Source organism: Novosphingobium sp., assembly GCF_036803765.1.
In the GTDB taxonomy this organism is placed as follows: Bacteria; Pseudomonadota; Alphaproteobacteria; order Sphingomonadales; family Sphingomonadaceae; genus Novosphingobium.
On sequence record NZ_DAIRTS010000041.1, the window covers coordinates 1 to 19,531 of the forward strand.

Annotated in this window: 20 protein-coding genes; 12 read left to right on the forward strand and 8 right to left on the reverse strand. The window is 67.8% G+C overall.

Annotated features, from left to right (window positions below; genetic code table 11):
- Both V7Q48_RS17390 and V7Q48_RS17395 read left to right on the forward strand, forming a co-directional pair.
- The coding region (locus V7Q48_RS17390) for a tyrosine-type recombinase/integrase (protein WP_333840354.1) at positions 1 to 563 on the forward strand (563 nt) is incomplete at its 5' end.
- Between the two features lie 7 nt (positions 564 to 570).
- Positions 571 to 1,779: an IS91 family transposase gene (locus V7Q48_RS17395; protein WP_277280558.1), complete on the forward strand. Its 1,209-nt coding sequence runs from the start codon at positions 571 to 573 to the stop codon at positions 1,777 to 1,779.
- Positions 1,780 to 2,203: 424 nt separating this feature from the next.
- Here V7Q48_RS17395 and V7Q48_RS17400 read toward each other — a convergent pair whose 3' ends face one another.
- Genes V7Q48_RS17400 through V7Q48_RS17425 form a run of 6 tightly spaced genes read right to left on the reverse strand, consistent with a single transcriptional unit; the run spans position 2,204 to position 8,822 of the window.
- Entirely contained in the window at positions 2,204 to 3,214 is a 1,011-nt protein-coding gene (locus V7Q48_RS17400; protein ID WP_277280557.1) for an NAD(P)H-dependent flavin oxidoreductase, read from the reverse strand.
- Entirely contained in the window at positions 3,211 to 4,020 is an 810-nt protein-coding gene (locus V7Q48_RS17405) for an oxepin-CoA hydrolase, alternative type (protein ID WP_277280556.1), read from the reverse strand. Before V7Q48_RS17405 ends, V7Q48_RS17400 begins: the two co-directional genes overlap by 4 nt.
- Complete coding sequence (locus V7Q48_RS17410; RefSeq protein WP_333840359.1) at positions 4,020 to 5,273, reverse strand: CaiB/BaiF CoA transferase family protein; 1,254 nt, start codon at positions 5,271 to 5,273, stop codon at positions 4,020 to 4,022. The genes V7Q48_RS17405 and V7Q48_RS17410 overlap by 1 nt, the downstream gene beginning before the upstream one ends.
- Positions 5,274 to 5,285: 12 nt before the next feature.
- Positions 5,286 to 6,488: a 3-oxoadipyl-CoA thiolase gene (locus V7Q48_RS17415; protein ID WP_277280554.1), complete on the reverse strand. Its 1,203-nt coding sequence runs from the start codon at positions 6,486 to 6,488 to the stop codon at positions 5,286 to 5,288.
- Between the two features lie 36 nt (positions 6,489 to 6,524).
- Positions 6,525 to 8,045: a 3-hydroxyacyl-CoA dehydrogenase gene (locus V7Q48_RS17420; protein WP_277280553.1), complete on the reverse strand. Its 1,521-nt coding sequence runs from the start codon at positions 8,043 to 8,045 to the stop codon at positions 6,525 to 6,527.
- Positions 8,046 to 8,048: 3 nt separating this feature from the next.
- Positions 8,049 to 8,822 carry an enoyl-CoA hydratase gene (locus V7Q48_RS17425; RefSeq protein WP_333840362.1) on the reverse strand — a complete coding sequence of 258 codons (774 nt, stop codon included), beginning with the start codon at positions 8,820 to 8,822 and terminating at the stop codon, positions 8,049 to 8,051.
- Positions 8,823 to 9,150: 328 nt separating this feature from the next.
- On the opposite strand from V7Q48_RS17425, the gene V7Q48_RS17430 reads away from it, so the two are divergent.
- Genes V7Q48_RS17430 through V7Q48_RS17470 form a run of 10 tightly spaced genes read left to right on the forward strand, consistent with a single transcriptional unit; the run spans position 9,151 to position 17,948 of the window.
- Complete coding sequence (locus V7Q48_RS17430) at positions 9,151 to 9,954, forward strand: IclR family transcriptional regulator (protein WP_277280551.1); 804 nt, start codon at positions 9,151 to 9,153, stop codon at positions 9,952 to 9,954.
- 25 nt (positions 9,955 to 9,979) lie between these two features.
- Entirely contained in the window at positions 9,980 to 11,134 is a 1,155-nt protein-coding gene (locus V7Q48_RS17435) for an acyl-CoA dehydrogenase family protein (RefSeq protein WP_277280550.1), read from the forward strand.
- Entirely contained in the window at positions 11,134 to 11,850 is a 717-nt protein-coding gene (locus tag V7Q48_RS17440; RefSeq protein WP_277280549.1) for an AMP-binding protein, read from the forward strand. Before V7Q48_RS17435 ends, V7Q48_RS17440 begins: the two co-directional genes overlap by 1 nt.
- The gene (locus V7Q48_RS18305) at positions 11,850 to 11,927 is read left to right on the forward strand and encodes a hypothetical protein (RefSeq protein WP_442947158.1); all 78 of its coding nucleotides are present in this window, start codon (positions 11,850 to 11,852) and stop codon (positions 11,925 to 11,927) included. The genes V7Q48_RS17440 and V7Q48_RS18305 overlap by 1 nt, the downstream gene beginning before the upstream one ends.
- Positions 11,920 to 12,621: an ABC transporter ATP-binding protein gene (locus V7Q48_RS17445; RefSeq protein ID WP_277280548.1), complete on the forward strand. Its 702-nt coding sequence runs from the start codon at positions 11,920 to 11,922 to the stop codon at positions 12,619 to 12,621. Before V7Q48_RS18305 ends, V7Q48_RS17445 begins: the two co-directional genes overlap by 8 nt.
- On the forward strand, positions 12,599 to 13,072 hold the full coding sequence (locus V7Q48_RS17450; RefSeq protein ID WP_333840369.1) for a PaaI family thioesterase: 474 nt from the start codon (positions 12,599 to 12,601) through the stop codon (positions 13,070 to 13,072). The genes V7Q48_RS17445 and V7Q48_RS17450 overlap by 23 nt, the downstream gene beginning before the upstream one ends.
- A 9-nt stretch (positions 13,073 to 13,081) precedes the next feature.
- Positions 13,082 to 13,831 carry an electron transfer flavoprotein subunit beta/FixA family protein gene (locus V7Q48_RS17455; RefSeq protein ID WP_277280546.1) on the forward strand — a complete coding sequence of 250 codons (750 nt, stop codon included), beginning with the start codon at positions 13,082 to 13,084 and terminating at the stop codon, positions 13,829 to 13,831.
- 2 nt (positions 13,832 to 13,833) lie between these two features.
- Positions 13,834 to 14,802 carry an electron transfer flavoprotein subunit alpha/FixB family protein gene (locus V7Q48_RS17460; protein ID WP_277280545.1) on the forward strand — a complete coding sequence of 323 codons (969 nt, stop codon included), beginning with the start codon at positions 13,834 to 13,836 and terminating at the stop codon, positions 14,800 to 14,802.
- Between the two features lie 32 nt (positions 14,803 to 14,834).
- Positions 14,835 to 16,271, forward strand: a complete 1,437-nt coding sequence (locus tag V7Q48_RS17465; protein ID WP_333840373.1) for a DHA2 family efflux MFS transporter permease subunit — start codon at positions 14,835 to 14,837, stop codon at positions 16,269 to 16,271.
- Between the two features lie 21 nt (positions 16,272 to 16,292).
- Positions 16,293 to 17,948 carry an electron transfer flavoprotein-ubiquinone oxidoreductase gene (locus V7Q48_RS17470; RefSeq protein ID WP_438823040.1) on the forward strand — a complete coding sequence of 552 codons (1,656 nt, stop codon included), beginning with the start codon at positions 16,293 to 16,295 and terminating at the stop codon, positions 17,946 to 17,948.
- 814 nt (positions 17,949 to 18,762) lie between these two features.
- Here the strand turns inward: V7Q48_RS17470 and V7Q48_RS17475 are convergent.
- On the reverse strand, positions 18,763 to 19,023 hold the full coding sequence (locus V7Q48_RS17475; protein WP_333840376.1) for a WGR domain-containing protein: 261 nt from the start codon (positions 19,021 to 19,023) through the stop codon (positions 18,763 to 18,765).
- Positions 19,024 to 19,087: 64 nt separating this feature from the next.
- Positions 19,088 to 19,531: Tn3 family transposase (locus V7Q48_RS17480; RefSeq protein ID WP_333840378.1), on the reverse strand; the 444-nt coding region annotated here is incomplete at its 5' end.

Sequence of the window (19,531 nt, forward strand, 5' to 3'; positions counted from 1 at the left end):
TCCGTCCAATCTCCGCCAAGCATGCTCAAGCTTCACGATTTTTGCAACAGAGCCATCTCAAGCACCAGACGGCACTGTCGCTCGCCTACGCGACCGGACTGCGAGCGAGCGAAGTGGTCTCGCTCAAGGTCAGCGACGTCGACAGCGCGCGCATGACCCTGCGGGTCGAACAAGGCAAGGGGCGCAAGGATCGCTACGCGATGCTCTCGCCCCTGCTGCTGGAGCGGTTGCGTGTGTGGTGGCGGGTCGCACGGGCGCAGGGCAAGATGCTCGATGGTGGCTGGTTGTTCCCGGGCCTCGACCCGATCGAGTCGCTGAGCCCTCGTCAGCTCAATCGCGCTGTTCAGGCCGCCGCCCTGGCGGCCGGCATTGACAAGCGGGTGTCGATGCACACGCTTCGCCACTGCTTCGCGACCCACCTGCTCGAACAGAAGGTCGACATCCGCATCATCCAGGCGCTGCTCGGCCACAAGAAACTCGACACCACGGTGATCTACACCCAGGTCGCCACCGACCTGCTACGCGAAGTCGTCAGTCCGCTGGAGACCTTGCAGTCGGCGTAGGCGCATCGTGGCTCGCCCCGCACTGGAGGTCGCGGACATCTTCCGCGCCTTCGGGCCGGCGTGGCGCCTCACCCAGCACGGTCACCTGAGCCTCGGGCAGTTGAAGGTCATGTCGGCCATCGAACAGTGCCGCACTGCGGCGCTGGGCGGGCATGTGCTGCGCTGTGAGGCCTGCGAGCAGATCGACATCAGCTACAACTCGTGCCGCAACCGGCACTGCCCGAAGTGTCAGGCGCGGGCTGCCCAGCGTTGGCTCGAGGCCCGGCAGGCCGACCTTCTCCCGGTCGAGTATTACCACGTGGTCTTCACGCTGCCGGCGCCGATCAGCGCCTTCGCCTACACCAACAAGGCGCTCGTCTATCGGTTGTTGTTCGAGGTCGCCGCCGAGACGCTGCTCACCATCGCTGCCGATCCGAAGCACCTCGGCGCGACGATCGGCGCCACGCTCGTGCTGCACACGTGGGGCTCGGCGATGACACACCACCCGCACGTGCACGGCATCGTCCCCGGGGGCGGCCTGTCGCCCGATGGGCAGCGCTGGGTTGCCTGCCGGCGCGGCTTCTTCCTGCCGGTCCGCGTGCTCTCGCACCTGTTCCGGCGGCGTTTCCTGGAAGAGTTGGCAAAGGCGCATCACGCCGGGGCGCTGCGCTTCTTCGGCGAGTTCGCCCAGCTGGCACAGACGGCCGCGTTCCTGCGCTGGCTCGCGCCGCTGCGCACGAGCGAATGGGTCGTCTATGCCAAGCGGCCCTTTGCCGGCCCCGAGGCGGTGCTCGCCTACCTGTCGCGCTACACCCATCGGGTGGCGATCTCGAACCGTCGCCTGGTGTCGCTCGACGCCGGCAGCGTCTCCTTCCGCTGGAAGGACTACCGCGCCAAGGGGCGCACCCGCCACAAGACAATGACGCTCACCGCCGAGGAGTTCATGCGCCGCTTCCTGCTGCACGTGCTGCCATGCGGCTTCCATCGCATCCGGCACTACGGATTGCTCGCCAACGCAGGACGGCGGCAGCACCTGGCGCATGCGCGCGAACTGCTTGGTGCGACGCCTCCAGACGAGCCACGCACTCTCGCCTCGGCGCCTGAAGCCGCCGCACTGCCGACCACGTCCACCACCGGCTTCGTGTGCCGCTGCTGTGGATCGGTGATGCGCGTCATCGAGACCTTTGCTCGCGGTGCGACGATCCGCGCACCGCCACTCCGTGGGGCGACCTCATGACCGGGCATCGCTTCCACGCCCGCAGCCTTCCGCCAGCCCCCTTCCGAACGGGGTGGTCGAGACCCGCTGCGCCCGCCACTGGCATTCGCATCAAAACCCGCGCTGCGCGGACCTCGCCCGCGCCATCGAGGGCGGGCGACGGCTTCACGCAAGATGCGGCGCCTGACGCAGCACCATGCAGATCGCGTACCTGCGCGGTCGGGCGACGCTAGAATGCCCATAGCGCTGCGCCCCGACTGAACGGCCTCGCCTCGTTTCGCGGTTTCCTCCCCCGGGCTTTGTCCAACGCCTGCCCACAGGCACGGGTCGGACCTTCATCGGCACGGGGAAGGGGCAGGCGTCGAACAAAGCTGAACACAACCCGTCGATCACCTAGTCTCCAGACCTGACATCCGAGGGGCCGCTCCACCCTGTTAGCGGATTATCAGCCGAATCTAGTAGCGCTCGAGACGGGGGTCAGGGAAGCGATTCGTGTCATCGCCGTGCATGCCTCTTCCTCAAGGCGCTTTACGATCGTGGCCAGGGGCTCGACGCGATCGGCGAAGGCCACGGACTGGCCCACTGACAGGACACCAAAGCGGGCGTCGCCGGTTTCATAGGCGCGGCGTCCGACCCGGCCGGCGATGTGGGGCATCAGCGCTTCGAGGTCGCCGCCGAGTTCGCGCTCGATCTTCTGCACCGTCTCGGTCGTCTCGTTGCGCAGGGCGCGCACGGTGTTGCGCAGTGAGGACATGACGAGCGTCGTGTCGGTTTCCTGTGCTGCGACGAGGCGAGCCTTGTAGTCCGAGTGGGCCCGGATTTCCTCGGCGACGAGGAAGCGTGTGCCGATCGCGACGCCGTCGGCACCGAGCGCCAGTGCGGCGACGAGCTGGGCGCCGGTCGCGATGCCGCCCGCGGCGATCAAGGGGATCGTGATGTCGCGCGCGGCGAGCGCGGCCTGGACCATCGTGCCGATCAGCTCGGTGCCGGGGTGACCGCCGCATTCGGCGCCGACGACGGTGATCGCATCGACGCCCGCCGTCTGCGCGGAGCGGGCGTGGCGCACGGTGGGCACCTTGTGCAGCACCTTGATGCCGGCCGCGTGGAGGCGGGGCAGATAGGGTTCCGGATTGCGTCCGGCAGTCTCGACGAAGCGCACGCCTTCCGCGCACACAAGGTCGACGACGGCATCGACGCGGTCGCCCTTCGCGAGCTTGGGCAGCATCGAGATGTTGACGCCGAAGGGCTTGCCGTCGGTCAGTTCGCGGCAGCGCCGGATCTCGGCGCGCAGGTCGTCGAGTTCAGGGAAGCTCGCCGCGGTGATGAAGCCGATGATGCCGGCGTGGGCCGCCGCCGCGACGTAGTCGGCGGTCGACAGCCATTGCAGGCCGCTCGCGACGACGGGCAGGCGGATGCCGAAGAGATCGGTTATGCGGGTATGGAAGGCGCCTGTCACGAAGTGCTCCGGGGAAAATCGGGGGGACGCTTGGCATGGAAGGCGCCTATGCCTTCGGCCGCTTCCGGGCCGAAGAGGCTGTCGACGAAGTTGTCGGCCTCGAGGTCGAGCTGGCGCTCGAGCGGGTGAAGCCCGGCCGCGTCGAGCAGGCCCTTGATGCGACCGTGTGCGGCCCGCGGTCCGCGCGCGAGCGACTGCGCGAGGGCGAGGGCTTCGTCGAGCGCGGTGCCGTCCGCGGCGATGCGGTTAACGACGCCGAGCGCGTGCAGGCGCCGGCTGTTGACGGGCGCGCCGGTGAGCAGCAGTTCGGCGGCGAGCTGACGCGGCAGCAGGCGCCCGGCGAACGCCGATCCGCCGCCGTCCGGGCTGAGGCCGACTTTCACGTAGGCCATCGTGAACTGGGCGCTTTCGGCGGCGACGATGAGGTCGCAGGCGAGCGCGAGCGAAAAGCCGGCGCCGGCCGCGTTTCCCTCGACCGCAGCGATGACCGGTAGCGGGCAGCGCCGCAGCGCGAGAACCCAGCGGTGAAAGCGCTCGATGCTGTCGCGCTGCTGCGCGGGGGGCCGGCTGCGGTTCGCGGCGAGGCGGTTCAGGTTGCCGCCGGCGCAGAAGTGTTCGCCGGCGCCGGTGAGCACGACGGCGCCGAGCGTCGGGTCGTCGGACGCGGCCAGGAGCGCCGTCGTGCCGGTCGCGTAGATGTCGGGATGCAGGGCGTTGCGCATCGACGGGTTGCTGAGGGTCAGCAGCAGGACGTCGTCGCGCCGTTCGACGATCAGGCGTGCGTCCGAGGGGGGAGCAGTCGTCATCAGATCACCCCTCGTTGGGCCAGCGCGTCGATCTCGGCCGAATTGCGGCCCAGGCGTCGCACGAGGATTTCGCGCGTGTGCTCGCCGAGGAGCGGCGGCGCCTGGCGGTAGGTGACCGGCGTCTCGGAGAATTTCATCGGACTCGCGACCAGCGGCACGCTGCCGGCTTGCGGGTGGGGCAGGTCGATGCGCATGCCGCGGTGTTTGACCTGGGGATGGTCCAGCGCCTGGGCGATGTCGTTGATCGGGCCGCAGGGCACGCCGGCGCGTTCGAGCGGCGTGATCCACTCCTGCGCGTCGCGCTCTCGGAAAACCGCTTCGAGCAGCGGGATCAGCGTTTCGCGGTTGCGCACGCGGCTGGCATTGGTCGCGAAACGCTCGTCGAGCGCGAATTCGGGGTGGCCGGCGACGTTGCATAGCTTGGCGAACTGTCCGTCGTTGCCGACGGCGAGCACGAAGGCCCGGTCTCGGGCGGCGAACACCTGGTAGGGCACGATGTTCGCATGGGCGTTGCCGTGGCGCACGGGCACGCGGCCGCTCGTCAGGTAGTTCATGTTCATGTTGGCGATGCTTGCGACCTGCACGTCGAGCAGCGCCATGTCGATGTGCTGGCCGGTGCCGCTGACGTCGCGGTGGGCGAGCGCGGCGAGCATCGCGACCGCCGAATACATGCCGGTCATCAGGTCGGCGAAGGCGATGCCGACCTTCTGCGGCCCGCCGCCGGGCAGGTCGTCGCGTTCGCCGGTGATGCTCATCAGCCCGCCCAACGCCTGGATGATGAAGTCGTAGCCGGGCAACGGCGCGAGCGGGCCGTCCTGGCCGAAGCCGGTGATCGAGCAGTAGATGACGCGCGGGTTGATCGCGCGGACGTCCTCGTAGCCGAGGCGGTAGCGCGCGAGCGCGCCGACCTTGTAGTTTTCGATGACGATATCGGCGTCGGCGGCCAGCGCGCGCACGAGTTCCTGGCCGTCCGGGTCGGTGATGTCGATCGTGACCGATTTCTTGCCGCGGTTGGCGGCGAGATAGTACGCCGCCTCGTGCGTATCGTTGCCGTCGCGGTCCTTCAGATAGGGAGGCCCCCAGCCGCGCGTGTCGTCGCCGCTGCCGGGGCGTTCGACCTTGATGACCTCGGCTCCCAGGTCGGCGAGGATCTGGCCGGCCCACGGACCGGCCAGCACGCGCGACAGGTCGAGGACGCGGATGTGGGACAGGGCGCCCTTGGCTAGCACTGTCTCCATCGCTGTCTTCATCATGGTCTCCGTTGGTTACACGCGTTCGATGATGATGGCGAGGCCCTGGCCGACGCCGATGCACAGGCTGATCGCGGCGTAGCGGCCGTTGGTACGCTGCAGCTGACGCGCGACGCTCCACGCGAGCCGTGCGCCGGACGCGCCGAGCGGGTGGCCGATCGCGATCGCGCCGCCGTTGGGATTGACACGCGGATCGTCGAATCCGACGTCCATCAGCTTGAGGCAGCCGAGCACCTGTGGCGCGAAGGCCTCGTTGATCTCGATGATGTCCATGTCCGCGAGCGTCAGGCCCGCGCGTTCGAGCGCCTTCGGGATTGCATACGCCGGGCCGACGCCCATGATGCGCGGCTCGACGCCCGACGCGGCGCCGGCGAGGATGCGCGCGATCGGCTTCGCACCGGCGCGCTCGCCGACCGCGGCGCTGCCGATCAGCACGGCCGCGGCGCCGTCGTTGAGGCCCGAGGCATTGCCAGCAGTGACGACGCCGCCTTCGAACAGCGGCTTCAGCTTCGTGAGGGTGTCGTACGTCGTGTCGGGGCGGGGGTGCTCGTCTTCGGCGACGATCAGCGGCGGGGTCTTGCGCCCCGTCGGTACGCTGATCGGCAGGATCTCGCCTTCGAAGAAACCGGTGGCTTTCGCGGCGGCGTACTTCGCCTGCGACGCCGCGGCGAAGCGGTCGGAATCCTCGCGGCTGATGCCAAATTGCGCTGCGACGTTGTCGCCTGTCTCGGGCATCGTGTCGCCGCCGTATTGCTCGGTGACCTTGGGGTTCGGGAAGCGGGCGCCGATTGTCGAATCGTAGACTTTGAAATCGCGGCTGTAGGCGGCTTCGGGCTTGGCCACGACGAAGGGCGCGCGGCTCATGCTCTCGACCCCGCCGGCGAGATACAGCTCGCCTTCGCCGCAGGTCACCGCACGGGCGCTGTCGAGCACCGCGGCGAGGCCGCTCGCGCACAGGCGGTTGACGGTCTGGCCCGGCACGGTCGGCGGCAGGCCGGCGGCGAGCAGCGCGTTGCGGGCGACGTTGCGGCTGTCCTCACCGGCTTGCGAGGTGCAGCCGAGGATCACGTCCTCGATCTGCTCGGGGCGGAAGGGCGAGCGGGCGACGAGTTCGCGCATCACCGTCGCGATGAGGTCGTCCGGGCGCACGGCGGCGAGTTTTCCGGCGTGGCGGCCGAAGGGCGAGCGCAGGCCGTCGTAGATGTAGGCGTCGAGCATGGTGAGTCCTCTTGTGGGATGGGGGCGGTTTGGGGATCAGTTTTCGGGGGTCAGCAGCGAGACGCCGAGGCGGGCGCGGCGGACGAGCCAGGGGCTGGGGCGGTAGCGCGGGTCGCGGTAGAAGTCGTGCATCGCGTCGAGGATCGCGAGCACCGTGCGCGCGCCGAGCGCATCGCCGAGCGCGAGCGGCCCCTTCGGGTAGCCGAGGCCGAGCGTGACGGCGCGGTCGATGTCGGTCGGCGTTGCGATGCGCTGCTGGGCGATGTCGCAGCCGATGTTCACGATCGTCGCCAGCACGCGCTGCACGACGAAGCCGGGGCTGTCGTTGATCACCGTGACGGGCGTGCCGTCGGCGGCGAGGAGCGCCCGGGCGGCGTCGCGCATCTCGCGCTGCGTCAGCGGCGTGCGCATCAGCGTGCGACGGCCGTCGAGGGCGAGCGGATCGAGCGCCAATGTGCGCCCCGGATCGAGCCCTTCGGCGAGCGCGGCGGTGGTCGCATCCTCGCCGAGCGGCAGCACGAGGCACAGCGACGCGGTGCCGGGCGTATCGGCGCGGTCGAGCCGCGCACCGAGGCTTTCGAGCAGCGCGGTGACGCGTGTCGCCGCCTCGGCGTTGCGCCGGCTGACCCACACCGGGATGTCGGTCCGCGCGGGCGGCGCGTCCTCGGCCGGGATGTCGGCCTTGCCCTCGCGGTACACATAGAAGCCGCGCCCGCTCTTGCGTCCGAGCAGCCCCGCGGCGAGCCGCTGGCGCGTGATCGGCGAGGGGCGGTAGCGCGGTTCCTGGTAATACTGGTCGTAGATCGACTCCATCACCGGGTGCGATACATCGAGACCGGTGAGGTCCAGCAACTCGAACGGTCCCATGCGGAAGCCGGCCGCGTCACGCAGGATGCGGTCGATGTCGGGGACGGCGGCGATGCCTTCGCCGAGGATGCGCAGCGCCTCGGTGCCGAAGCCGCGTCCGGCGTGATTGACGATGAAGCCTGGCGTGTCCTGCGCGCGCACCGGCGTGTGGCCCATGCGCTGCGCGAGCGCGGTCAGCGCCTCGCCGACCCAGGGCTCGCTGAGCGCGCCGTCGATGACTTCGACGATCTTCATCAGCGGCACCGGGCTGAAGAAATGGAAGCCGCCGACGCGCCCCGGCAGGCGGCAGCCCGCTGCGATCGCGGTGACCGACAGCGACGAGGTGTTGGTCGCGAGGATGCAGGTCTCGCTGACGATGTCCTCCAACTGGCGAAACAGCGCGCGCTTGGCGTCAAGCTGCTCGACGATAGCCTCTACGACGGCGTGGCAGCCGGCGAGATCGTTCAGCGATTCGGCGATGCCGATGCGCGCGGTCGCCGCATCGGCGTCCGCTGCGGCGATGCGGCCCTTCGCGGCGAGCGTTGCGAGCGTCTGGCCGATCGCATCGCGGGCCTCGCCGGCCGCGCCCGGGCGCGCATCGTGCAGTACGACGCGGATGCCGCCTTGCACGGCGATCTGGGCGATGCCGCGGCCCATCAGGCCGGTGCCGACGATGCCGAGCACGAGGTCGGTGCGGGTGATGTCGAGCATGGTTCAGACTCCCTGGTAGTCGGGTTTGCGCTTGTCGAGGAAGGCGCGCATGCCTTCCTTCTGGTCGCGGCTGGCGAAGAGCAGCTGGAAGGCTTTGCGTTCGAGCATCAGCGCGGCGTCGAGCGAGGCGTCCTGGCCGGCAAGCACGACTTCCTTGATCTGCATGACGGCGAGCGGCGGCAACGCGGCGATTTCGGTCGCAAGTGCGAGCGCGCGGGTCTGCACCTCGGCGTCGTGCACGACTTCGCTGGCGAGGCCCATCTCCAGCGCCTCGCGGGCGCCGACGGGTTGGCCGGTGAGCACCATCTTCATCGCGCGGAACTTGCCGACCGCGCGCGTCAGGCGCTGCGTGCCGCCCGCGCCCGGCATGACGCCGACGCGCACTTCGGGCTGGCCGAAGGAGGCGCCTTCGCCGGCGACGATGATGTCTGCGTGCATCGCGAGTTCGCAGCCGCCGCCGAGCGCGAGGCCATTCACCGCCGCGACGACCGGTTTCGGGCAGGCCGCGATCGCGTTCCACAGGCGATGCGTGTTCCGCAGCATCATCTCGACCGCGCTGCGCTCGGCGAGATCGCGGATATCTGCGCCGGCTGCGAAAATCCGCTTGGAGCCGGTGAGCACGATGCAACGCACGTCCGGATCGCTGCCCAGTTCGGTGAAGTGTTCGGCGAGCATGGCGCGCACCTGCAGGTTCAGCGCGTTGCGCGCGTCGGGCCGGTTGATCCGGACCACGGCAATGCCCGGCAGCGGGCGTTCGACCAGGACTTCGTCGCTCATCATTCCTCCTTTGTGTGATCGCCGAATGATTCGCTGTGCGAAATTACGGTTCGCAAAGCATGGCGTGAGGCGAACGTTACCGCGGAATCCTGACGATGTAAACCGGCGCAGCTGTGCGCGCACCGAGGAAAGTAGAGGCTTAATACGCTGCTGCGTAAGGCATTTCAGGGAAGTCAGAAGGGCTTTAAGGTTTTAAGCGTTAATTTCGCTGCGCGAACGGCAGTTTCGAAAAAATGTTGACTCGCGAGATTTTCGTGTGCAACCATGGCGTCGCCTTCACCGGCGGCAGATAACCGAATCGATGTTGTGGAGGCAAGAGGAAATGGCGATGGACAATGAAATCCAGGTGTTCGGCGACGACGAGGAAAGCAAGGACCGTCAGTTCGTCAATGCGCTGGCGCGGGGGCTGGAGATCCTGCGCTGCTTCCGGCCGGGCGAGGCCTATCTCGCCAACGCCGAGCTCGCGAGCCGCACCGGGATTCCCAAGCCGACCGTGTCGCGGCTGACGCACACGCTGACGAAGCTGGGCTATCTCGCTTACTCGGAAAGCCAGGGCCAGTACCGGCTCGGGTCGGGCGTGCTCGCGCTCGGCTATTCGATGATCGCGAACCTCGACGTGCGCGACATCGCGCGCCCGGCGATGCAGGAGCTCGCGGAGTACTCGAAGGCGTCGGTGTCGATCGGCGTGCGCGACCGCCTGAGCATGGTGTACGTCGAGACCTGCCGCAGCAGCGCGCGCGTGACGCTGCAGTTGACCGTCGGCTCGCGCATCCCGATCGCCACCACGGCGATGGGTAAGGCGCTGCTGTGCAGCCTGCCGCAGCACGAGTTCGATTACCTGCTGGACCACATCCGCCTCGCCGACGAGGAGAACTGGCCGCGCATCAAGCTCGGCATCGAGCAGGCGCAGCGCGACTACGCCGAGCGCGGCTTCTGCCTGTCGGTCGGCGAATGGCATCAGGACATCCATTCCGTCGGCGTGCCGCTGCTCGGTATCGAGCGCGAAAAGGCTATGGCCTTCAACTGCGGCGGCCCCGGTTACCTGCTGCCGCGCGAAAGACTTGAAAACGATCTCGGTCCGCGTCTCGTCCAGCTTGTGCGCAAGCTGGAGCGGGACATGGGCCGGGTGTGAACGCCCCCACCCAATAGAGGAAGACATGATTCGAGATCCCGAAACCCTGAACCTGCTGCTGGACAGCGTCTCCCGCTTCGTCAGGGAGCGGCTGGTGCCGAACGAGCCCCTGGTCGCCGAAACCGACGAGATTCCGGCCGATATCGTTGCCGAGATGCGCGAGCTGGGCCTGTTCGGGCTCTCGATCCCCGAGCAGTACGGCGGCCTGAACCTGACGATGGAAGAGGAGGTGCTCGTCGCCTTCGAAATCGCCAGGACCTCGCCGGCCTTCCGTTCGCTGATCGGCACCAACAACGGCATCGGATCGCAAGGGATCGTCATCGACGGCACCGAGGAACAGAAGCAGCACTACCTGCCCAAGCTCGCCGCCGGGGAGATCATCGGATCGTTCGCACTGACCGAACCGGGTTCGGGCTCGGATGCAGCCTCGCTGCGCACGACCGCCGTGCGCGACGGGGATTACTACGTCCTCAACGGCACCAAGCGCTACATCACCAACGCGCCGGAGGCCAGCATCTTCACGGTGATGGCGCGTACCGATCCCAAGATGAAGGGCGCGGGCGCCATTTCGGCCTTCATCGTCGAGGCGGGCACGCCGGGGCTGTCGCTCGGCAAGATCGACAAGAAGATGGGGCAGAAGGGCGCCCACACCTGCGACGTGATCTTCGAGAACTGCCGCGTGCCGGCCGCGAACGTGATCGGCGGCAAGGAAGGCGTCGGTTTCAAGACCGCGATGAAGGTGCTCGACAAGGGGCGGCTCCACATCGCCGCGGTGTGCGTCGGCGCGGCCGAGCGCATGCTTGAGGACGCGCTGCGCTACGCGATGGAGCGCGTGCAGTTCGGCAAGCCGATCGCTGAATTCCAGCTGATCCAGGCGATGCTCGCCGACAGCAAGGCCGAGATCTATGCGGCCCGCTCGATGGTGCTCGACGCCGCGCGCCGCCGCGACGCCAAGGAGGATATCTCGACCGAGGCGTCGTGCTGCAAGCTCTTCGCCTCCGAGATGTGCGGCCGCGTCGCCGACCGCAGCGTGCAGATCCACGGCGGCGCCGGCTACATCTCGGAGTACGCGGCCGAGCGCTTCTACCGCGACGTGCGCCTGTTCCGCATCTACGAGGGCACGACGCAGATCCAGCAGCTCGTGATCGCGCGCAACATGATCAAGGCGGCGGAGGCCTGATGGACGCGCAGGACGATGCGCTGCTGGCTGCACTGCCGCAGCGCCTGCACGAGATCCCGCGCCGCTGGGCCGCGGCGACGCCCGAGGCCGTCGCCGTGTCCGAAGGCGACGTCGCGTGGACCTGGCGTGAACTCGCCACGGCGGTCGATGAAGGCGCGGCGCTGCTGCGCCGGCTCGACGTGCGCCCGGGCGATCGCGTGATGATCGTCGGCGAGAACTGCGCCGCACAGGTCGCGCTGATCTTCGCCGCTTCACAGTGCGACGCGTGGGTGGTCAACGTCAACGCCCGCCTGTCGCCGCGCGAGATCGACGTGATCGGCGCGCACAGCGGTGCGCGCCGGGCGCTCTACACCGTCGCCGTGTCGCCGGACGCCGCCGCGCATGCGGCGCGCCACGAAGCGGAGCGCACCACACTGCCGCACTTCGGCGAAATCGCGATCGGCGCGCTCAACGAACACTGCACGCCCGAGCCGGTCGAGGCGGACGGCGCCTGCCAGGTGGCGGCGCTGATCTACACCACCGGCACGACCGGCCACCCGAAGGGCGTGATGCTGACGCATCGCAACCTGCTTTTCATTGCCGCGGTGTCGAGCCGGATGCGCCGGCTCCTGCCGCCGGACCGCGTGTATGGCGTGCTGCCGATCTCGCACGTGTATGGGCTGGCGTCGGTGACGCTCGGCACGCTCTACGCCGGTGCCGCGCCTTCGGCGAACTGATCGCCGACGGCACGCCCGACAAGGTCTTCCGCGATCCGGAAGTAATGAAGAGCTACACGGGGGCGAGCGATGCTTGAGATTGCCAACGTCCGCGCCGGCTACGGCGCGATCAACATTCTGTGGGACCTCTCCATCTCGGTGCCGACTGGGCAACTGACGACCATCATCGGCCCCAACGGCGCCGGCAAGACCACGCTGCTACGCGCGATCATGGGCCTCGTCCCGCTCAGCCAGGGCAGCATCCGGCTGAACGGCCAGCCGCTCGATGGCAGCTCGACCTGGCACATGCTCGAACGCGGGGTGGCGATGATTCCCGAAGGCCGCATGATCTTCAAGGACATGACGATCGAGGAGAACCTGATGCTCGGCGCCTTCCCCAAGGCGCACCGGGCCGCCTCGCAGGCCAACTGCGACAAGGCCTATGCGATGTTCCCGCGCCTGCACGAACGGCGCACGCAACTCGCCGGCACGCTCTCGGGCGGCGAAGCGCAGATGCTGGCGATGGCGCGCGGGCTGATGTCCGACCCCAAGCTGCTGATCATCGACGAACCTTCGCTGGGCCTCGCGCCGGTGGTGGTCAACGAGCTGTTCGACATCCTCGCGCGGCTCAAGGCCGAGGGGCGCACGATCGTGCTGGTCGAGCAGAACACGCACAAGGCGGTGGGGGTGGCCGACCATGTGCACCTAATGCAGAGCGGCAAGGTGGTGCTGTCGCAACCGGCGTCGAAGGTCAGCCTCGAGCAGTTGCATGAGCTCTACTTCGCACGCTGAGAGCGGCGCTGCGGCCGCCGGCCTCTTTGACGATGCGATCGGCTCGGGCTTCGCGCGCATGCTCGGCTGCCGCGTCGTGCACTGGGAGCCGGGCCGCGTCGAGGTCGAGCTCGGGCCACAGCACCTGAACCGCGCCGGCTCGGCGCACGGCGGGGTGCTCGCGACCCTGATCGACGTCGCGTGCGCGCTGGCCGGCCTGTACTCCGGCGTGCCGGGCAGGGTGCGCAAGGCGGTGACCTTGTCGCTGAACACGAGCTTCACCGGCCAGGTCGCGGCCGGCACGCTGCGGGCGCACGGGCGCGTGCGCACCGGCGGCCGGAGCATCTTTTTCGCGACGACCGAGGTGACCGACGCCGCGGGGCACCCTATCGCCCACGGCGAGGCGGTCAACCGCTACCGCCGCGGCAGCGAGAATCCGGACGGCGCGCCGCCCGATGAACCACAAACATGAGGTGAATGCATGAAGATCCTGGTACCCGTCAAACGCGTGGTCGATTACAACGTCAAGGTGCGCGTCAAGGCGGACGGCACGGGCGTCGATATCGCGAATGTAAAGATGTCGATGAACCCCTTCGACGAAATTGCCGTCGAGGAAGCCGTGCGGCTGAAGGAAGCCGGCATCGCGACCGAGGTTGTGGCGGTGAGCTGCGGTGTCGCGGCCTGCCAGGAGACGATCCGCGCGGCGATGGCGATCGGTGCCGACCGCGGCATCCTGGTTGAATCGGAGATCGAGCTGCAGCCGCTCGCCGTGGCGAAGCTGCTCAAGGCACTGTGCGACAAGGAGCAGCCGACGGTCGTGATTTGCGGCAAGCAGGCGATCGACGACGACTCGAACCAGACCGGCCAGATGCTGGCGGCGCTGCTGGGCTGGCCGCAGGCCACCTTCGCGTCCAAGGTCCAGCTGGCTGACGGCGTTGCATCGGTGATGCGCGAAATCGACGGCGGTCTCGAGACCCTCGAGATGAAGCTGCCGGCCGTGGTGACGACCGACCTGCGCCTGAACGAGCCGCGCTACGCGACGCTGCCCAACATCATGAAGGCGAAGAAGAAGCCGCTCGACATCGTCAAGCCGGCCGATCTCGGTGTCGATGTCACGCCGCGCCTGGCGACGCTGAAAGTGGCCGAGCCGCCCAAGCGCAGCGCCGGCGTGCGCGTCGCGGACGTCGCGCAACTCGTCGACAAGCTCAAGAACGAAGCGAAGGTGATCTGAACATGGCGATCCTGGTTATTGCAGAACACGACAACGCGAGCCTGAAGGCCGCCACCCTTAACACCGTCTCGGCTGCGGCCAAGCTCGGCGCGGATCTGGCTACTGAGGTCCACGTGCTGGTTGCCGGCGCCAACTGCGGTGCGGCTGCCGAGCAGGCGGCAAAGGTCGCGGGCGTCGCCAAGGTGCGCGTTGCGGACGCCGCCCACTACGACTCGCAGACCGCCGAGAACGTCGCCGCGCTCGTCGTCGGAATGGTGGCCAATGAGGCCGCAGGCTACACCCACATCCTCGCCCCCAGCACCGCCAACGGCAAGAACGTCGCGCCGCGCGTCGCCGCGCTGCTCGACGTCGCGCAGATCTCCGACATCGTCGCCGTGGAATCGGCCGACACCTTCGTGCGCCCGATCTACGCCGGCAACGCGCTGGCCACCGTGAAGTCGGCCGACGCCGTGAAGGTGATGACCGTGCGTACGACCGCCTTCGAGGCGGCGGCGATGTTGGCACCTGAGGGCGGCTCGGCCACGGTGGAAGCCGTCGCGGCCAATGCCGATCTGGGTCTGACGACCGTCAAGGGCCGCGATCTGACCAAGAGCGCACGTCCCGAGCTCGGTGCCGCCAAGATCATCGTCTCGGGCGGCCGCGGTCTGGGTAACAGCGAGAACTACCACAAGCTGCTCGAGCCGCTCGCCGACGCCCTGGGCGCCGCGCTGGGCGCGTCGCGCGCCGCGGTCGACGCGGGCTACGTGCCCAACGACTATCAGGTCGGCCAGACCGGCAAGATCGTCGCGCCGCAGCTCTACATCGCGGTCGGCATCTCGGGCGCGATCCAGCACCTGGCCGGCATGAAGGACTCCAAGGTGATCGTCGCGATCAACAAGGATCCGGAAGCGCCGATCTTCCAGGTGGCGGATTACGGCCTCGTCGGCGATCTCTTCGAGGTCGTGCCGCAGCTCGCACGGACGCTCGCCTGAGCCGGCGACGCCGGTTCAGGGCGGCACAGTCCGTGTTGTCGGGGGAATCTTCCGGCGCTCGAGCGACGAACGAGGTCGCGCGGCGGGCCGTCGCGCTGACGATCATGCTGGGGACGACGTCGGTCGTGCTCGCGACGACCATCCTCAACGTCGTCCTCCCCGACATCATGCGCGAGTTCGCCGTCGACCAGGGGCGCGTGCAGTGGCTAGCGACCGGCTTCCTGTCCGCGATGGCCGCGACGATGCTGACGGCCGCGTGGTGGGTGCGGGCCTATGGGCTGCGCCGCACCTACTGCGTCGCGCTGGCGATCTTCGTCGTCGTGTCGCTGATCGGCGGGTACGCCACGTCCATCGACGCGTTGATCCTTTCGCGCATCGCGCAGGGTGCGGTCGCCGGCGTGATCCAGCCGCTGGCGATGATCGCGCTGTTCGAGGCTTATCCGGTCGAGGAGCGCGGTAGCGCGATGGCCGCGTACGGACTCGGCGTGGTGCTGTCGCCGGCGCTCGGTCCGGCCCTCGGCGGGCTCCTCGGCCAAGCCTTCGGCTGGCGCGCGGTGTTCTTCGTCACGCTGCCGCTGTGTCTCGCGGCACTGGCGCTGGCCCCGGCGAAGCTCGCGCGCTTCGCGCCGGCGGCAGGACGCCGCCCGGCCTTCGATGGGTGGGGCTTCCTCCTGCTGTGCTCCTTCCTGCTGTTCGTGCTGGGCGGCCTCGCCCATGCGCAGCGCGCGGGGCTGACGCCGGCGGGGGTCGCGTTCGCTGCGGCGGGCAGCTTCGTCTGCGGTGCGGCCTTCATCGCGTGGGAGGCGCGCCACCGCAACCCGATGTTCGACCCGCGCGTGTTCCGCAATCCGGCGTTCGCCGCCGCCTCCGCGGTCGGTTTCGCCTACGGCATGGGGCTCTACGGTTCGACCTTCCTCATGCCGCTGTTCGTGCAGACGATCTCGGGTTTCTCGGTGCTCGAGGCCGGCATGCTGCTGCTGCCCGGTGGCCTCGTGCTGGCGCTGTGCATCCCGCTCGCCGGCCGGCTCACCGACCGGCATTCGCCGCACTACATCGTGTGCGCCGGGCTCGCGTGCTTCGCGCTGTCGTTCTTCCTGTTCGGAAATTCGTCGGCGGATACGGGGTTTTGGATGCTTGCCGCGTGGATCGCGCTCGGTCGCTTGGGGCTCGCGATGATGATTCCTGCCCTCAACGCGGGCGCCGTGCAAGGACTGCCGCTCACCCAGATAGCGCAGGGCGCCGGCGCGCTGAATTTTGCGCGCCAGCTTGGCGGTGCCTTCGGCACCAGCCTGCTGTCGCTGCTGCTGCAGTGGCGCCTTGCAGCGCATCAACAGGAAGCCATGACGGCGCTTGAGGCGGCTACCCGGGCCTTCGACGAGAGCTTCATCGCAGTCGGACTCGTGTTCCTGTTCGCCCTATGGCCCGGCTGGAGGATTCGGCGCACTGCCTTCCCCCATGGGCCTCAGTGATTTCGACCCAAGGAAATGACCATGCAACGCGAATCGATGGAATTTGATGTCCTGATCGTCGGCGGCGGCCCCGCAGGGCTGGCCGCGGCGATCCGCTTGAAACAGCTGGCCGCCGAGAAGGGCACGGAACTGTCCGTGTGCCTGATCGAGAAGGCCGCCGAGATCGGCGCCCACATCCTCTCGGGCGCGGTGATGGACCCGCGGGCACTGAACGAACTGATCCCCGACTGGAAGGAACGGGGCGCGCCGGTCACCACCGCAGTGACCGAGGATCGCGTGATCTTCCTCAACGAGACGGGCGGGCGCAAGGTGCCCACCGGCCTGCTGCCGGACTGTTTCCTTAACCACGGCAACTACATCGTGCGCCTGGGCAACGTCGCCAAGTGGCTCGGCGAACAGGCTGAAGCCCTGGGCGTCGAGGTCTATCCGGGGTTTGCCGGCGCCGAGATCCTGTTCGACGAGACGGGCGCCGTGAAGGGGGTCGCCACCGGCGACATGGGCGTCACACGCGAAGGCGAGCGGGGTCCCGCCTACCAGCCGGGCATGGAGCTGCATGCGAAATACACGCTGTTTGCCGAAGGCTGCCGCGGGCACCTCGGCAAGCAACTCGAAGCGAAGTTCAACCTCCGGAACGGCGTCGACCCGCAGACCTACGGCATCGGCCTGAAGGAACTGTGGGAAGTGCCCGCCGAGCGTCATGAGCCGGGCGTGGTCGTGCACACCACCGGCTGGCCCCTGCCCTCGGACACCTACGGCGGCGGCTTCGTCTATCACCTCGAGGACAAGCTCGTGGCGATCGGCTACGTCGTGGGCCTCAACTACACGAATCCGCACCTCTCCCCGTTCGAGGAATTCCAGCGCTACAAGACGCATCCGGAGATCCGCAAGTATCTCGAGGGCGGCAAGCGCCTGGCCTACGGGGCGCGCGCGATCGCTGCGGGCGGGCTGCAGAGCCAGCCCAAGCTGGTGTTCCCGGGCGGCGCGCTGATCGGCGACGACGCGGGCTTCCTCAACGCCGCGCGCATCAAGGGCAGCCACGCCGCGATCAAGAGCGGCATGCTCGCCGCGGAAGCCGCGTTCGAGGCGGTGGGCGCCGAGCGCAGCCGCGACGAACTCGCCGCCTTCCCGGAAGCCTTCCGTTCGAGCTGGCTGTACGAGGAACTGCACAAGACGCGCAACTTCAAGCCCTACATGAAGCGCGGCCTGTGGATGGGCTCGCTGCTCTTCGGCATCGACCAGAAGGTGCTCAAAGGCAAGGCGCCGTGGACGCTGCACAACAGCGCCGACCACGACAAGCTCAAGCTCGCGTCGGAATGCCCGAAGATCGACTACCCGAAACCCGACGGCGTGCTGACCTTCGACCGCCTCTCCTCGGTGTTCCTGTCGAACACCAACCACGAGGAAGATCAGCCCTGCCACCTGCTGTTGAAGGACGCCTCGGTGCCGATTGCGGTGAACCTCGCGAAGTACGACGCCCCCGAGCAGCGCTACTGCCCGGCCGGTGTGTACGAGATCGTGAGGGACGAGTCGGGATCCTCATCTCTCAACAGCGCCCGTCTGCAGATCAACGCGCAGAACTGCGTGCACTGCAAGACCTGCGACATCAAGGACCCGACGCAAAACATCAACTGGGTCGTGCCGCAGGGCGGGGAAGGGCCGATCTATCAGGGGATGTAGCGGTGAAATTCTTTGTGCAAAGGTGCCAATTGAGGTGCTTGACGGTTTAGTCTTCGACAACTTCGCGAAATGCGTTCGGAAGCATTCCAATAACGGCATTGCAGCAATACACAGGTCCATGTCGGGTTGCCAAGGAAGGCCGGCCCGCGTAATTTTCATCAGGGAACGGCAGATTCTGCCGTGTTACTGTTCTTGACGAGCCAGTCCGGGTGACTGCTCCACTCGGACACCTGCAACTGCACCTCTGACGGATCGAACGGCAGAATCGGGTTGATAGCGCCCCCTCCTGCATGTCATGCCTCGCAGGCGCAGCCTTGCACTGCTGCTAGGCGAAAGCCGTGGCGCACCTTAGCGTACGATTTCTTCCGTTTCGTGAGCTGACCCCAATAGGCACAAGGTCCGTGCTCCCGTTGCTCTCAATCGACGCCCCGCGCTGCTCCGCCTGATCCTGGGGCACGCCGGTTTTCCTCCTCTCGCAAACCCGCACCTGGAAGCGCTCCGCGCCTTGGCGATGCGGCTAGGTGCCTGCCGCGACCGCCTCGACGCAAAGGAGGATGGGCACGCATTCGACACCCCGCTTCTCGTCTCAGCCGCCCGCTTTGTCAGGGAGCAGTCGAAGGGCGAGCCGCCCACCACTTTCAGCCCAACCGGTCGGTGACGGCTCCGACGCACCCGCCGATCTGAAGGGTGTACGGGTTTTGGAGCTTGATCGACGATGGGGCGATGCCTTCTGCTTGACAGAGATAAGGCCCTCTGGTGCTAGTCACATTCCCGTTCGATGGCTCCGAAACCTTGGATCCTCCGCCGAGCGGGCTTAGCCGGCCTCGGCCGAACCGCTGGCGGGTGTCATAGTCTTATAGACCACCCCGATCCGGTTCTCGGCGGTGCCGCGCCGGCGCAAGGTCGCGGCGATATGACGGTCGGCCGCCGCATGATCGTCGAAGGCATGGTGCTGGGCCTGACCACGCGCCCCAACCCGGCCCCAGCGGGTTTCGACCACGATCATGCCGAACAGGTCGAACCTAGCCACAATGCTGTAACGCCGCCGGATGTTGCGTGCCGGATCGAGCGCCACCAACTCGATCGGGTCAGGGAGAATTGCGCCTTTCATGGGGGCGTTTGCGGGAGGGGGCGGAATCCTACGCTAAGGATTTGGGCCAGCGATATTCCCCGGTTAGATTGATGTGTTCCCATCCCAACGGCGAGACGTGGGCGAGTAGATCAGGCGCGATATGGGTACCGCTGGCGGCCCGGGTATTGACGACCTCGCCGAGCTTCATGGTGTTCCAGAATATGATGATGGCGGCGAGCAGGTTCATTCCGGCGATGCGATAGTGCTGGCCTTCGCCGGATCGATCCCGGATTTCACCTCGGCGGTGGAAGCTGATGGCGCGCTTTAGGGCGTGGTGGGCCTCACCCTTGTTGAGGCCGATCTGAGCCTGGCGCTGGAGGCCGGCATCAAGAATCCAGTCGATCATGAACAGGGTTCGCTCGATGCGGCCCACCTCTCGCAATGCGAGGGCCAGCTCATTCTGGCGCGGGTAAGAGGCGAGCTTGCGAAGAATCTGGCTGGGGGCGACGAT

Coding starts and splice junctions, on each gene's coding strand:
- V7Q48_RS17405 (WP_277280556.1), bottom strand. CDS start 4,020: ATGACGACTGCTCCCCCCTCGGACGCACGCCTGATCGTCGAACGGCGC.
- V7Q48_RS17410 (WP_333840359.1), bottom strand. CDS start 5,273: ATGATGAAGACAGCGATGGAGACAGTGCTAGCCAAGGGCGCCCTGTCC.
- V7Q48_RS17415 (WP_277280554.1), bottom strand. CDS start 6,488: ATGCTCGACGCCTACATCTACGACGGCCTGCGCTCGCCCTTCGGCCGC.
- V7Q48_RS17420 (WP_277280553.1), bottom strand. CDS start 8,045: ATGCTCGACATCACCCGCACCGACCTCGTGCTCGGCATCGTCGGCACC.
- V7Q48_RS17425 (WP_333840362.1), bottom strand. CDS start 8,822: ATGAGCGACGAAGTCCTGGTCGAACGCCCGCTGCCGGGCATTGCCGTG.
- V7Q48_RS17430 (WP_277280551.1), top strand. CDS start 9,151: ATGGACAATGAAATCCAGGTGTTCGGCGACGACGAGGAAAGCAAGGAC.
- V7Q48_RS17435 (WP_277280550.1), top strand. CDS start 9,980: ATGATTCGAGATCCCGAAACCCTGAACCTGCTGCTGGACAGCGTCTCC.
- V7Q48_RS17440 (WP_277280549.1), top strand. CDS start 11,134: ATGGACGCGCAGGACGATGCGCTGCTGGCTGCACTGCCGCAGCGCCTG.
- V7Q48_RS17445 (WP_277280548.1), top strand. CDS start 11,920: ATGCTTGAGATTGCCAACGTCCGCGCCGGCTACGGCGCGATCAACATT.
- V7Q48_RS17450 (WP_333840369.1), top strand. CDS start 12,599: ATGAGCTCTACTTCGCACGCTGAGAGCGGCGCTGCGGCCGCCGGCCTC.
- V7Q48_RS17455 (WP_277280546.1), top strand. CDS start 13,082: ATGAAGATCCTGGTACCCGTCAAACGCGTGGTCGATTACAACGTCAAG.
- V7Q48_RS17460 (WP_277280545.1), top strand. CDS start 13,834: ATGGCGATCCTGGTTATTGCAGAACACGACAACGCGAGCCTGAAGGCC.
- V7Q48_RS17470 (WP_438823040.1), top strand. CDS start 16,293: ATGCAACGCGAATCGATGGAATTTGATGTCCTGATCGTCGGCGGCGGC.